Annotated in this window: 9 protein-coding genes; 1 reads left to right on the forward strand and 8 read right to left on the reverse strand. The window is 73.1% G+C overall.

Translation table 11 applies throughout. The annotated features are described in order from the left end of the window. Positions 1 to 184: 184 nt before the first annotated feature. The 8 genes from OG392_RS26615 to eccE all read right to left on the reverse strand — a co-directional run bounded on the left by OG392_RS26615 (position 185) and on the right by eccE (position 11,861). The gene (locus OG392_RS26615; RefSeq protein WP_329283639.1) at positions 185 to 1,189 is read right to left on the reverse strand and encodes an ABC transporter ATP-binding protein; all 1,005 of its coding nucleotides are present in this window, start codon (positions 1,187 to 1,189) and stop codon (positions 185 to 187) included. Then, positions 1,186 to 2,160, reverse strand: coding sequence for an ABC transporter ATP-binding protein (locus OG392_RS26620; protein ID WP_329283641.1), 975 nt, complete (start codon positions 2,158 to 2,160; stop codon positions 1,186 to 1,188). Before OG392_RS26620 ends, OG392_RS26615 begins: the two co-directional genes overlap by 4 nt. Beyond that, positions 2,157 to 3,071, reverse strand: a complete 915-nt coding sequence (locus OG392_RS26625) for an ABC transporter permease (RefSeq protein WP_329283643.1) — start codon at positions 3,069 to 3,071, stop codon at positions 2,157 to 2,159. The genes OG392_RS26620 and OG392_RS26625 overlap by 4 nt, the downstream gene beginning before the upstream one ends. Further along, the gene (locus tag OG392_RS26630) at positions 3,068 to 4,129 is read right to left on the reverse strand and encodes an ABC transporter permease (protein ID WP_329283645.1); all 1,062 of its coding nucleotides are present in this window, start codon (positions 4,127 to 4,129) and stop codon (positions 3,068 to 3,070) included. Before OG392_RS26630 ends, OG392_RS26625 begins: the two co-directional genes overlap by 4 nt. Before the next feature lie 3 nt (positions 4,130 to 4,132). After that, positions 4,133 to 5,968 carry an ABC transporter substrate-binding protein gene (locus tag OG392_RS26635; protein ID WP_329287475.1) on the reverse strand — a complete coding sequence of 612 codons (1,836 nt, stop codon included), beginning with the start codon at positions 5,966 to 5,968 and terminating at the stop codon, positions 4,133 to 4,135. Between the two features lie 192 nt (positions 5,969 to 6,160). Beyond that, positions 6,161 to 9,511: an SCO5717 family growth-regulating ATPase gene (locus OG392_RS26640; RefSeq protein ID WP_329283647.1), complete on the reverse strand. Its 3,351-nt coding sequence runs from the start codon at positions 9,509 to 9,511 to the stop codon at positions 6,161 to 6,163. Between the two features lie 227 nt (positions 9,512 to 9,738). Further along, positions 9,739 to 10,560, reverse strand: coding sequence for a hypothetical protein (locus OG392_RS26645; protein ID WP_329283649.1), 822 nt, complete (start codon positions 10,558 to 10,560; stop codon positions 9,739 to 9,741). Then, a complete protein-coding gene (gene eccE, locus OG392_RS26650) occupies positions 10,560 to 11,861 on the reverse strand; it encodes a type VII secretion protein EccE (RefSeq protein WP_329283652.1) in 1,302 nt (433 codons plus the stop codon). Before eccE ends, OG392_RS26645 begins: the two co-directional genes overlap by 1 nt. 190 nt (positions 11,862 to 12,051) lie before the next feature. Between eccE and eccB the strand changes: the two genes are divergently transcribed. Further along, positions 12,052 to 13,608, forward strand: coding sequence for a type VII secretion protein EccB (gene eccB, locus OG392_RS26655; protein WP_329283653.1), 1,557 nt, complete (start codon positions 12,052 to 12,054; stop codon positions 13,606 to 13,608). Positions 13,609 to 13,660 lie beyond the last annotated feature (52 nt).

A 13,660-nucleotide genomic window follows, 5' to 3' on the forward strand; every position in this document is an offset into this window, starting at 1 on the left:
GCAGACCCCCTAGGGCCTGTCGTCAAGCTCCCGTCTGCCCCGCGACGCCTGGCACGCACTCTCGCCGCACCGGGCGAAAGCCCGAGTACGTCCAGTACGAGGGCTTCCTCCCGGCACACCGAGAGCACGCACCAGACGCCGCGGGGCCGCCCTCCGGGCGACGACGGGAGTTTGACGACAGGCCCTAGTCCCGCGCCACCCAGTGGCAGGCCACCTCCTGCTCCCCGCCGCCGCCCAGGACCGGCAGGCTCTCGCCGCGGCAGCGGTCCGCGACCGCCGTCGCCTCGCCCGAGGCGAGGATCTGGCAGCGGGCGTGGAAGCGGCAGCCGGACGGGATGCGGGACGGGTCCGGCGGCTCGCCCGTCAGCACCACCGGAGTGCCCCCGGACTCCGGGAGCACCGACAACAGCGCCTGGGTGTACGGGTGTCGGGGCCGGGTCAGGACGGACTCCACCGTGCCGGTCTCCACGACCCGGCCCAGGTACATCACCGCGACCCGGTCCGCGATGTTCCACGCGAGACCCAGGTCGTGCGTCACCACCAGGGCGGAGAGCCCGAGTTCGTCCCTCAGACGCAGCAGCAGCGCCAGGATCTCGCCCCGTACGGAAGCGTCCAGTGAGGCCACCGGCTCGTCGGCGACGATGAGTTCGGGCTCCAGGACCAGCGCGCCCGCGATGACGACGCGCTGCCGCTGCCCGCCGGACAGCTCGTGCGGGTAGCGCAGGAAGAAGCGCTCCGGCGGGCGCAGCCCCGCCCGCGCGAGGGCCCCGGCGACCGCCTCCCGCTCGTCGCCGGTGTATCCGTGGATCCGCAGGCCCTCCGCGACCGCGTCGTACACGGTGTGCCGGGGGTTCAGCGAGCCGCTCGGGTCCTGGAGGACCAGCTGGGCCCGCTTCCGGTACGCCTTGAGGGCCCCCGCGCCGTACGAGAGCGGCTTCCCGTCGAAGGCGACCGACCCCGACGTGGGCCGCACCAGCCCGAGGAGCGAGCGGGCCAGGGTCGTCTTGCCGCAGCCCGACTCCCCGACGAGGGCCACGATCTCGCCCGCGCCGATGTCCAGGTCCACCCCGTCGACCGCCCGCGCGGGCGGTGCGCCCCGCCGCCCGGGGAAGGTGACGTGCAGCCCCCGCGCCGACAGCAGTGACGCCGCCCTCGTCTCCGTCCGCTCGGCTGCCGTCTCCGTACTCATGACGCGCTCCCCACGTGGACGCAGGCGGCCCGGTGGTCCGGGCCCGCCTCGCGTAGCTCCAGATCGATCTCCCCGCACGCGTCCACCGCCACGGGGCAGCGCGGATGGAAGGTGCAGCCGCCCGGCAGGTCCGCCGGGTCCGGCGGGTCTCCCGGCAGTCCGCGCGGCGCACGCCGGGACGCGAGGTCCCCGACACGCGGGAACGCCGAGGACAGGGCACGGCCGTAGGGGTGCCGGGCGGCCTCGTACACCGCCCGGGCCGGACCCTCCTCGACGACCCGGCCCGCGTACATGACGGCCAGCCGGTCACAGGTGTCGGCGAGGACCGCGAGGTCGTGGCTGATCATCAGCAGGCTGATGGACTGCTCGGCGACGAGTCGCTCGATCAGCCGGAGGATCTGCGCCTGGATCATCACGTCGAGCGCGGTGGTCGGCTCGTCCGCGACGATCAGCCGCGGATCGCAGGCCAGCGCCATCGCGATCATCACCCGTTGCCGCTGGCCGCCGGAGAGCTCGTGGGGATAGGCGGCGGCGCGCGCGGCGGGCAGACCGACGTGTTCGAGCAGCTCGCCGACCTTCCTGCGGGCCGCCGCCGGGGTCGCCCGGCCGTGGACCAGCAGCGGTTCGGCGATCTGGTCCCCGATCCGGTGCACGGCGTTGAGCGAGTGCATCGCGCCCTGGAAGACGATCGACGCTCCGGCCCAGCGCACGGCCCTCAGACGGCCCCACTTCATGGCGAGGACGTCGTCGCCGTCGAGCAGGATCCGCCCCTCGATCCGCGCCGACGCCGGAAGCAGGCGCAGCAGCGCGAGGGCGAGCGTGGACTTGCCGCAGCCGGACTCGCCCGCCACACCCAGCTTGCGGCCGGGTTCCAGGGTCAGGTCGACCCCGCGCACGGCGGGCACGGCGGCCGCGCCCGACCCGTACGTCACCCTGAGGTCCCGTACCTCCAGGAGGTTCCGCGCGGTCATCGGCTGACCCCCAGCTTCGGATTGAGCACGGACTCGACCGCCCGGCCGCACAGGGTGAACGCCAGCGCGACCAGGGCGATGGCGATGCCGGGCGGTGCCAGGTACCACCAGTGCCCGGAGGAGACCGCGCCGGCCTCGCGGGCGTCCTGCAGCATGCCGCCCCAGGAGACCACCGTCGGGTCGCCGAGCCCGAGGAAGGCGAGGGTCGCCTCGGTGAGGATGGCGGTCGAGATGCCGAGCGTGGTCTGCGCGAGCACCAGCGGCATCACGTTCGGCAGCACGTGCCTGGTCATGACGTGCCCGTGGCCGCCGCCGAGCGCGGTCGCCCGTTCGATGTACGGGCGGGACTCGACGGCGATGGTCTGGGCCCGCACCAGGCGGGCCGTGGTCGGCCAGGAGGTCACCCCGATGGCCAGGACGACCGTCCACATCGACCGGGACATGACGGTGGCGAGCACGATCGCGAGGACCAGGGTCGGCATCACCAGGAACCAGTCGGTGATCCGCATGACGACGGTCGAGAACCAGCCGCCGTAGTGCCCGGCGATGATCCCCACGAGGGTGCCGATGGCGACGGAGAGCGCCGCCGCCAGCAGTCCGACGAGCAGCGAGATCCGCGCCCCCCAGATCAGCAGGCCGAGCAGCGAGCGCCCGAACTGGTCGGTCCCCAGGGGGAATTCGGCACTCGGAGATTCCAGGGCGGTGCCTGGAGCCTGGGTCACGGACTGCACGTCGGCACCGACGGTCAGCGGGGCGGTCAGCGCGAGAAGCGCGATGACGGCGAGCCCGGCGAGGCCGAGGAGTCCGGCGCGGTGGGTGCGGTACGCCTTCCAGAAGCGGGACACCGAGCCGCGGCGGCGTTCCCATCGCAGCGAGGCGGCCGACGGCAGGGTCGGCTCGGTCGTGGTCATCGGCCCACCCGGGGGTCGAGCAGCGGATACAGCAGGTCGGCGATCAGGTTCATCAGGATCATCGCTCCGGCGAAGACCACGAACAGGCCCTGGACGAGCGGCAGGTCGGGCACGCTCAGGGCCTGGTAGAAGAGCCCGCCGAGCCCCGGCCAGGAGAACACCGTCTCCACCAGGATCGAACCGGCCGCCACATGGCCCAGGTTGATGAAGATCATGGTCACGGTCGGCAGGAGGGCGTTCGGCACGGCGTGCCGGCGCCGCACGTCGTCGTCGCGCAGCCCCTTCGCGCGCGCCGTCGTCAGATAGTCGCCGCCCATCTCGTCGAGGAGCGAGGAGCGCATCACGAGCAGGGTCTGCGCGTATCCGACGGCCACGAGTGTGACGACCGGCAGGACGAGGTGGTGGGCGACGTCGAGGACGTGGGCGAAGCCGGTCTCGCCGGTGCCCGACTCCATGCCGCCGGTCGGGAAGAGGCCCGGGACCGGGCCGATGCCGACCGAGAACACGATGATGAGCAGCAGCCCCAGCCAGAAGGAGGGCACCGACCAGAGCGTCAGCGCGATCCCGGTGTTCAGCTTGTCGCCGAGCCCGCCGTGGCGCCAGGCCGAGCGGGTGCCGAGCCAGAGTCCGAGCATCGAGTAGATCACCACGGCGACACCGGTGAGCAGCAGCGTCGCGGGCAGCTTCTCCGCGATGAGGTCGCCGACCGGGGCGCGGAACTGGAACGAGGTGCCGAAGTCGCCGCTCAGCGCCTTGGCGCAGTAGTCGGTGAACTGCTGCCACAGCGGCAGGTCGAGGCCGAACTGACGCCGCAGCGTGGCAAGTTGTTCGGCGGAGGTGGGCACGCCGTGTGTCATCGCCTTCACCGGGTCGCCGGGGATGATCCGGAACAGGAAGAAGCTGGTGACGAGGACGGCGAAGAGGGAGACGAGCGCGCCGCCCAGCTTGCCCGCCGCGTGGCGGAGATAGCCGAGGGAGGAACCGGTGCGGGGTGCGCCGTCCGTGGCGCGGGCCTCTTCGGCCCGCACCACGTCGGCGGGGGTGCTCGCGGTCGTCACCGACTACTCGCGGTCGTCGGCGGTGGTACGACGGCGACGGGCGGTCCAGACGCCCACGGCGACGAGGACGAGCGCGACGGGGCCGAGGACCAGCCAGAGGGCCGTCGATGAGCCGGAGTCGTCGCCGCCGGACGCGGAGGCCGTGGGCGTGGCCGACCACCAGCTCCAGTAGCCGTCCTGGCCCCAGAGGTTTCCGGCGGCCTCGGGCATGGTCGTGATGGACGCGATCTGGTCCGTGCGGTACGCCTCGAGGGCGTTCGGGTAGGCCATGATGTTCATGTACCCCGTGTCGTACAGCCGGGACTGCATCCGCTTCACCAGATCCGCCCGCTTGGCGGTGTCGTACTCCACCGCCTGCTGCGCGTAGAGCCCGTCGAACTCCTTGTCGCAGATGAAGTTGTCGGTGGCCCCGGAGTCCTTCGGCGTCGCGGGGAGCGTGCCGCAGGTGTGGATCGACAGGACGTAGTCCGGGTCGGGGTTGACCGACCAGCCGTCGAACGCGAGGTCGTAGTCACCCTTGACCCACGGGTCCGAGACGCTGTCGAGGCAGTCGACCTTCAGGCCGATGCCCAGCTCGCCCCACCACTCCTGGAGGTACTTGCCGACCGCCTTGTCGTTCGGGTCGGTGGCGTGACAGAGGATCCGGAAGTCCAGCGGCCTGCCGTCCTTGCCGACCCGCTTGCCGTCGGCGTTCTTCCGGTAGCCGGCCGCGTCGAGGACCTTCGCGGCGGCGGCGGGGTCGTACGCGCGCTTCTGGGCGTCCCCGGGCTTCCAGTAGTACGAGCCGAAGCGCGGCGGGATGTAGCCCTCGCCCTCGACCGCGTGACCCTGGAAGACCTTGTCGACGAGGGTGGTCCGGTCGACCGCGAGGAAGAGCGCCTTGCGCACCTCGGGGTCGAGCAGCGCCTTGTGGCCGTTGCCGAAGGCCTTGCCGTCCTGGGCCTTCGCGCCCGGGTTGGTGGCGATGGCGTAGAAGCGCCGGCCGGGGGCGTCGTTGACCTTGACGTCCTTCTGGGTCTTCAGCGCGGCGGCCTGGGCCGGCGTCAGGTTCGGTACGAAGGACACCTCGCCCTTCTGGAGGGCGGCGACGGCGGCGTCCCCGTCCTTGTAGTACTTGAAGACCAGCTCGTCGAACTTGGGCGCGCCCCGCCAGAACGTCTTGTTCGGCTTGAGCTTGATGTACTGGTCGACCTTGAAGTCCGTGATGACGAACGGACCGTTGCCCACGATGGGGAACTGCTTGTCGTTGTTGAACTTGGAGAAGTCGCCGACCTTCTCCCAGACGTGCTTCGGCACGATCGGCACGTCGAGCGCGGTCATGGTGGCCTGCGGCTTCTTGAGCCGGATGACGAGCGTCTTCGGGTCGGGTGCGGTGACCTGTGCGAAGTTCGCCGTGAAGCTGCCGTTGGCGGTGGCGGCGTTCGGGTCGGTCATCATCTTGTTGAAGGTCCAGGCCGCGTCCTCGGCGGTGGCCGGCTGCCCGTCGGACCACTTCGAGTTCTCGCGGATCGTGTACGTCCACGTCAGCTTGTCCGCCGAGGGGGTCCACGCCGTCGCCAGGCCCGGGACCGTCCGGGCGTCCTTGGCGTCGTAGTTGGTGAGGTACTCGTACGCCAGCCGGTGGATGCTGGTAGAGGTGAGCTTCTGGGCGAGGAACGGGCTCAGCGAGTCGATGCTCTGCGAGACGGCGACGGTGAGCGTGTTGCCCGGGGACTTGTCGTCCTCCGCGGCGGCGGTACCGGGGACGGCCACGAGCGAGACGGCGGTGACACCGGAGGCGAGCAGCAGACGGAGCGCTCTGCGGGTGGGGGTGTGACGGGGCGGAACCTTCGTGACCATGACCATGAGACGTGACCTCGCGTCGGGGGATCTGTCGTGGATCTTGGGCTGACGGGGAGTGAAGCGAAGGTTTATCAGCGGTGGTCTGCCGTCGTCAACGATCCCTCAAACCCCTTGTGGGCTGCGGGAATGCCAAAAGGCCCCGTACCGGTGAACCGGTACGGGGCCTCATTGGTCTACTCCTGTGACGCCTTACTGCTGAGGGGCTGGCGGAGCCTGCGGAGGCTGCTCCTGGGACCAGTTCGGCGGCGGGACCTGCGCCTGTCCCTGGTCATGACCCTGCGGCTGCCCCTGGCCGTGCTCGTGTGGATCCGCCTGCGGAGGCAACGGCTGCCCCGGCTGCGGCTGCTGCCAGCCCTGCGGCATACCGGGCTGGCCGGGCTGCGCCCCGTACGGCTGTCCGGGCGCGGGCGGTGCTCCGTACGGCTGACCCGGCGCGGGCTGCCCCGGCATCGGCTGCTGCCCCGGCATGGGCTGCGCGCCGTACGGCTGTCCGGGCGCGGGCGGCGCGCCGTACGGCTGTCCCGGCGCCGGCTGCTGACCGTACGGCTGCTGCGGCGGGTACGGCTGACCGGGCGGCTGCTGTCCGGGCACCGGCTGCCCGGGGACCGGCTGGCCGGGCAGGGGCTGGGCCCCGTACGGCTGCCCCGGTACGGGCTGACCGGGAGCGAACTGACCCGGCACCGGCTGACCGGGCATCGGCTGACCGGGCATCTGGTGGCCCGGCATCGGCGGGGCCATGTGCGGCGGCAGCGCGCCCTGGCCGTCGCCGGTCCACAGGCCCTGCGCCTGCTGCGCCCGTACGAAGTCCTCGGCCACCATCGCCGAGAGATGGAAGTACGCCTCCCGGGTCTTCGGGCGCATCATGTCGAGGTCCACCTCGGCGCCGGCCGACAGGTGCTCGTCGAAGGGCACGACCACGACGCCGCGGCAGCGGGTCTGGAAGTGCTGCACGATGTCCTCGACCTTGATCATCTTGCCGGTCTCGCGGACCCCGGAGATGACCGTGATGGAGCGCTGTACCAGGTCCGCGTAGCCGTGCGCGGAGAGCCAGTCCAGCGTCGTCGACGCGCTGGACGCGCCGTCCACGGAGGGCGTGGAGATGATGATCAGCTGATCGGCGAGGTCGAGCACCCCGCGCATCGCGCTGTACAGCAGACCCGTGCCCGAGTCCGTGAGGATGATCGGGTACTGCTTGCCCAGGACGTCGATGGCCCGCCGGTAGTCCTCGTCGTTGAACGTCGTCGAGACCGCCGGGTCCACGTCGTTGGCGAGGATCTCCAGACCGGACGGCGCCTGCGAGGTGAACCGGCGGATGTCCATGTACGAGTGCAGGTACGGGATCGCCTGCACCAGGTCACGGATGGTCGCCCCGGTCTCGCGCCGCACCCGTCGGCCCAGCGTGCCGGCGTCCGGGTTGGCGTCGATGGCCAGGATCTTGTCCTGCCGCTCCGTCGCGAGCGTCGCGCCGAGCGCGGTGGTCGTGGTGGTCTTGCCGACACCGCCCTTGAGCGAGATGACCGCGATCCGGTAGCAGGAGAGGACGGGGGTCCGGATCAGCTCCAGCTTGCGCTGCCGCTCCGCCTCCTCCTTCTTGCCGCCGAGCTTGAAGCGGGCGGCGGCGCCGCCGGGCGTCCGGCTGGACTTGGGCTTCTGCTTGTTGTTCCGCAGGAGACGGTCGGAGGACAGCTCGACGGCCGCGTTGTAGCCGAGCGGGGCGCCCGGCACGGACCGCTCCCGCTGGTCGTGCGTCACGGGCGAGGGCCAGGCGGCCCCGGTCCGCGGGTCGACCGGCTGCCCGTCGTGCGGCGGCTGGGGGGCCGGGGCCTGCGGGGGTACGGCGGCGGGGTGCGGGTAGCCGTAACCGCCCTGGGCCTGCGGCGGCACGCCACCGGGGACCCCGGGCTGTCCCCCCGGACCCTGCGGGTAGCCGTAACCGGCCTGCGGCGGAGGCGTCGCCCCGGGCTGCGGGAAGCCGTAGCCGCCCTGGGGGGCCGGAGCCGGGGGCTGGGTGGCCTGGGGAGCGTGCGGAGCCTGGGGGTAGCCGTAACCGCCGGGGGCCGGGGGCTGGTCGTGCGGCGCCTGCTGGGCGTGCGGAGCCTGCGCGGCCTGCGGGTAGCCGTACGCGCCGGGCGCCTGGGCCTGCGGCGGGACGGGGCCGGGTGCGCCCGGCGTCGCGGGCGGCGGCCAGGCGGCGGCGGGCGGCAACGGAGCGGCCTGCGGCTGCGCACCCGGCTGCGCGGGCCACTGCTGGGCCGGCCCGGGAGCGGCCGGCTGGAACGACGGCGGCAGCGGCGGCAGGCCGGCGCCCGCCTGCGGTCCGGCGGCCGGGAAGGGCTGCCCCGGCACGGGGGCGTGAGGCGGAGCGGCACCGGGGTACGGACCGGGAGCCGGGTCGGGGGCGAAACCCTGCGGAGCGGCGTCGGCCGGCGGGTAGGAGACGGGCGCCATCGGCTCCGTCAGCGCCTCGGGAGCGGCCGCGACGGGGTCCGGCAGCGCCGCGTCACCGGAGGCGTCCGCGGGTACGGCGTCGGTGACCGGTGCGGAGTCCGCCTCGGCGCCCTCCGGGCCCGGGTCGGTGTCCGCCGCGGAGTCGGCGACCCGGTCGGGCGCGGCCTCGTCGTGGGCGTCGGGTGCCTCCGCCGCTTCGGGTGCCTCGGGGGACGTGGCGGAGAGGGCATCCTCCGTGCCGGAGTCCGTCGGGTCCGCCGCCTCGGCGTCGGACGCCGGGGTCTCGGCCGGTGCACTGTCGTCGGCGGGTGCTGCCGGCTTCTCGGGACCCGCCGCGGGCGTCGCCGGGGAGGCCGCGGCGGCCTCCGCCGCACGCTCCGCGATCTCGCGCTGGAGGGCGGCGGGGGAGAAGCGCATGGTCGAGCCGCTCTCGACGTCCCCGCCCCCGAACGGCGCCGCGGGCGCGGGCGCGGCGGCACCCGGTAGCGGTGCCGGCGGGGGATAGGCACCCGGCACCGGGGCGTCGGGAGCCGCGACGACAGGGGGCGTGACCACGGGAGGCGCGACGACGGGGGGTGTGACGACCGGGGGTGCGGCGACCGGGGGTGTGGCGAGCGGAGGGGCGGCCACCGGGGGCGTCACCGCGGGAGGCGGCGTGACAGCCGGAGGCCCGGCCACGGGAGGCATCCCGACCGGAGGCATCCCCGCCGTCGGCACCTGCCCGGCGGCGGGAGGCGGTGTGCCCATCGCGGGCGCACCCGCCCCGGGCATGCCCGTCACCGGCGTGCCCGCCGCCGGAGTACCCGCCACGGGCGTACCCCCGGCCGGCGTGCCCATCGCGGGCGCTCCCGCGTTCCAGCTCGGCTCGAAACCGCTGCCCGCCGGGAGGCCCGGGACCGGGACGGGGGCTCCGCTCGGCGGCGGGGGAGTGGCACCGCCGGCCCCCGCACCGCCCGACGCGTTCTGCGTGTACCAGGCCGGCGGGGTGTAGTCGATGGTGAACTCACCCGTCATCTCGGCGGGATCCGCGTCGGACTGATCGTCGGCGGGCGGACTCCAACCCCCGTGGATCTCGTCGCGATCGCCGTTCACTTTGCCTCCTGGTGTGGTCGAGCACCCTTGTGCCGTTGTGGGCGGGGCTCTTCCACCCTAATCGGCGCGGGCAACCCCCGGGCAGGCCCGACGGCCCCTCCGCGCCCGACCCCATGACCCGGTCCGGTCGCCAAGTGACCTGACCGCGTCGCTGAGTGAGAACCCCGACCGTTCAAAACGGTGTAAAAACGGACGTAGTTGAACGACTTCATGCCGTTCCGTGCCGTTCAGTCCATCCTGCGCGCGGCGCCCAACAATCCGGTCTCGGCGTCGGTGCCCTGCGTCATGACGAACTGGCGGTCGCTCGGGGTGCACCAGAGCGTCACTCCGTCCGCGAGCGTGGAGAGCGCCTCGTACTCGTGGCGCGGCAGGCTCATGATGCGGCCGATCTGCGTGGCCTCGTCGGGCGAGACCCGCTGGACGCCGACCAGCGAGGACTTCTCCAGGAGCCGGGGCGCGACCGGGCTCAGATAGGGCAGCAGCGTGACCACCGACTGCCAGGGCGCCGACACGACACGGCCGCGCGGCGGCCGCATGCCGCAGTCGCGGATCACGACCACCGGGCTGCCCGCGGAGGCTCCCTGCGGCGGCACACGGCCCACGTCATGCAGCGCGATGCACGGCTGGCCGCCGCCGGCGGCCTGCGCGAGCGCCGTCCAGGCCTGCGCGCGGCCCGTCTCGACCGCCACCCGGGCGCCCGTCGCGGCGGCCCGGAGGGCCAGCACCTGGGCGGTCCACAGACCGCCGATGAGCGTGATGTCGTACGGCACGGGCCGGTTGATGCCGAGCACGGCGGGCCGGCTCTCGGCGTCGACGCCGATCACCATGCCGTCGTCGCCGACCGGCAGGGCCAGAGCCTCGAGTTGGTCGAGGGGGACGGCGTGCCGGTCGCGGCGGGGCCCGACGAGCCCGAATCCGAAGCGGGGCTTCACGGCCCGGCCCGTACCCCGGGAGCCGGTGCCCCGGGAGGAGGCCCGGCCGGTGCCACCGGCACCCGGACGGGCCGGCGTACCGAAGGAGGAGGAAGAGGAGGAGGCGGCGTGGGACATCAGCGCGCACCCCCCAGCGGAAGCGTCGCGAGGATGCCCGGCACCTGTTCACGGTCGAGTCGCACGAGTCCCGTCCTCACCCCGCGCGCGGCGCGCTCCAGTTCGTGCCGTGCGGCGACCAGTTCCTCGTCGCTGCGCCCGGTGATCCGTACGTGTCCGGCCACCGTCACCTCCTGCCGGTCCCCGCCGCTCAGCGTCAGGCTGAACGTCGTCGCGAGCGCGGGCAGCGAGGTCAGCAGGGCCACCAGCTGCGGCATCGAGGCCCCCGAGCCGCCCTGCCCGCCGAGCTGGGGCCAGCGCCCCACCCAGTACGTCGTGTGCCGCCGGTCGTCCACCCGCCAGGTCCGCGCGGTCTCCTGGGTCCGGCGGCTCTGTGTCTGCCCCCGGCCCGCCTGCGCTATCGCCATCGGGCTGGCGCAGGTCGAGGTGGCGAGCGCCGAGACGAGTTCCTGCTCCGTGAGCACGCTCGCCGCGAACCCGGCGCCCGCCAGCCGGCTCGCCAGCTGGTCCGCCGCCCGCACCACGCACTTCTGCGCGCCCTTGAGGCCGCCGCCGCGCGCGGATACGGCCTCCGGGCAGAGTTCGGGGTCGAGTTTGAGCGCGATCCAGGTGATGCGAACGGCGGGCGAACCCGTCTGCGCCTGGAGCGGCCCGTAGTTGCGCGCGGCCATCGACTGCGCGGGCAGGTGCGGCGCGGGAGCGGGCTGCGTGTGCTGCACGATCTGCGCCGACTCCAGGCGGATGCCGTCCACGCTCAGGACGTCCCGGACGAGTCCGACGGGCAGCGGCGCGGCCGCGCGGTCCGGGCGCAGCGCCGTGCCCTCCGCCTCGACCCGCAGGACCGCCGTCAGGAAGGTGCCGTCGCCGATCATCCCGACCGGCCGGCGGTCACGATCGCTGTACGCGTAGGTCCGCAGGGCCGGGTCGCACTCGACGACCGGCGCGAGCCCCGGCTCGGTGCCCTCGGGCACCGTGAAGGAGGACGCCTTGCGGGTGCGCGTGCGCAGCGCCAAGAACGTTCCGAGCCACTCGGGAAGCGAGCGGCGGTGCCGACGGACGACCGCCATCAGCAGGAGTACGACGGCGACCACGCCCGCGGGGACCATCAGCATCGGCTCGACGACCCAGGCGACGAGCATCAGTGCCGCCGCCACCTCGATCAGTACGAGCTGTTGCAACTGGAACGAACCGAAGTGTCCCGGGCGCGCCTGGAGCTTCGGCGAGACCGAGGAAACAGGCCCCGTGGACGGGGGTGCTGGGGCGGTGGCCGCGGCGGGCCGCGTCCGCGTCGCGGAAACCATGATGGAGAATCCCCCTCAATTCATCCCGATCACCCTGGCCCGCCAGGGCTTTGGCGGCCGGATCACCCTACCCGCCCCACGAACCCCACGGGACAGCAGGCATAGTAGGGGGCCGGTCCGACAGCCGGGGCCCGGGTGTCACCTCCCCCGGCTCCCGCGCGAAGATCGCGCCTGACGAGAATGGGGACTCATGGCATCGCGGCGGGACGAGCTCAACGCGTACACCTTTGCGAAGAAGCGCACGGTGGCGGCATTCCTCCAACCCTCGCCCTCCGGTACGGAGGAGGGGGCACCGAAGCCGCTGCGCGCGGTCCTTCCGGGGCTGATCGTCGCCGCGCTCGTGGTGGCCGGCTTCGGCGCCTGGGGCATGTTCAAGCCGCAGGCCCCCAAGGGCTGGGACACCCCCGGCACCCGGGTCATCGTCGGCAAGCAGTCGACCACCCGGTACGTGATCCTGCAGACGGGCAAGGACAAGGACGCCAAGACCCTGCTCCACCCCGTGCTCAACCTCGCCTCCGCACGGCTCCTCCTCGACCCCGAGCAGTTCCAGGTCGTCCAGGTCGCGGACGAGACGCTCGACAGCGGCAAGGGCACGCCGCCGCGCGGCCCGATCCTCGGCATCCCGTACGCCCCCGACCGGCTGCCCAGTGCGGACGAGGCGGGCAAGGCGAAGCGCTGGGCGGTCTGCGAGCAGCCCGGCGGCGGCGCGGGCGCCAGCGTCCAGAAGGCGACCTTCCTCTTCGCCGAGCGGGACCTGAAGCTCACCGAGGACGGCCACCGGCTCAAGGACGGCGAGGTCCTGTACGTCAGGGGGCAGACCGGCGCGGCCCAGTTCCTCGTCGACCACACCGGCACCAAGTACCCGCTGAAGACGGAGACCACCGGACTTCTCACCGCGCTCTTCGGCCTCCACGAGGAGCCGCAGCCGGTCACCGACGACTGGCTCGCCACGCTGAAGACCGGCGACCCGATCGACTTCCCGCGCATCGAGAGCGACCAGGTCGGCCGCACCACCGAGATCCCGGGCTCGACCCTGTCCGAGACCGAGAGCCGGATCGGCAACGTCCTCGTCGCGCCGACCGGCTCGGGGCCCCAGCACTACGTCGTCCTCGCCGGCAAGGTGCAGCCGGTCACGCCGTTCACCGCCTGGCTGCTCATCAACTCCCCGCAGACCAGCTCCCTCGACATGGACGGCAAGGCCACCCCCGCCAACGCCTCCGACTTCGTCCCCGACCCGACCGTCTTCCACGCCGGCGCGAACTGGCCGAAGGCGAGGTCCAAGAAGGCCAACTCCGTCGCGGGCACCGAAGCCCGCGACACCGTCTGCAGCGTCCTCACCCACGTCGGCGAACAGGGCCAGACGACCCTCACGACCTGGGCCGGTCCCCAGTACCCCGCCGACATCAGCGCGGGCGGCAGCAGCACGTACGTCACCCCCGGCACCGGCCTGCTCTACACCCAGATCCAGGGCAAGCAGAAGGCGCCCGGCGGCTCGCTGTTCCTCGTCACCGACACGGGCCTGCGCTACGCGGTCCAGGCCAACGGCGACAGTGATTCCGCCCGTTCCGAGATCGGCACCGGGGCCAAGGACAAGCCGACCGACGGGCGCCCGGAACCCAGCGACGCCCAGAAGCGTCTCGGCTACGAGAAGGTCGTGCCGGCCCGGGTCCCCATCGAATGGTCCGAGTTCCTTTCGAAGGGCCCCCGGCTCGATGCCAACAGCGCGCGTCAGCCGCAGGGTTCCTAGGGGGTGGCACCGGTGACGAAGAACCACCGCGCGACGACCCGCGGCGTGTCCC

Source organism: Streptomyces sp. NBC_00691 (assembly GCF_036226665.1).
Taxonomy (GTDB): domain Bacteria; phylum Actinomycetota; class Actinomycetes; order Streptomycetales; family Streptomycetaceae; genus Streptomyces.

What these genes read in the sequence shown, in the direction of transcription:
- OG392_RS26615 (WP_329283639.1), bottom strand. Translation starts at nt 1,189, where the DNA reads ATGAGTACGGAGACGGCAGCCGAGCGGACGGAGACGAGGGCGGCGTCA.
- OG392_RS26620 (WP_329283641.1), bottom strand. Translation starts at nt 2,160, where the DNA reads ATGACCGCGCGGAACCTCCTGGAGGTACGGGACCTCAGGGTGACGTAC.
- OG392_RS26625 (WP_329283643.1), bottom strand. Translation starts at nt 3,071, where the DNA reads ATGACCACGACCGAGCCGACCCTGCCGTCGGCCGCCTCGCTGCGATGG.
- OG392_RS26635 (WP_329287475.1), bottom strand. Translation starts at nt 5,968, where the DNA reads ATGGTCACGAAGGTTCCGCCCCGTCACACCCCCACCCGCAGAGCGCTC.
- OG392_RS26645 (WP_329283649.1), bottom strand. Translation starts at nt 10,560, where the DNA reads ATGTCCCACGCCGCCTCCTCCTCTTCCTCCTCCTTCGGTACGCCGGCC.
- eccE (WP_329283652.1), bottom strand. Translation starts at nt 11,861, where the DNA reads ATGGTTTCCGCGACGCGGACGCGGCCCGCCGCGGCCACCGCCCCAGCA.
- eccB (WP_329283653.1), top strand. Translation starts at nt 12,052, where the DNA reads ATGGCATCGCGGCGGGACGAGCTCAACGCGTACACCTTTGCGAAGAAG.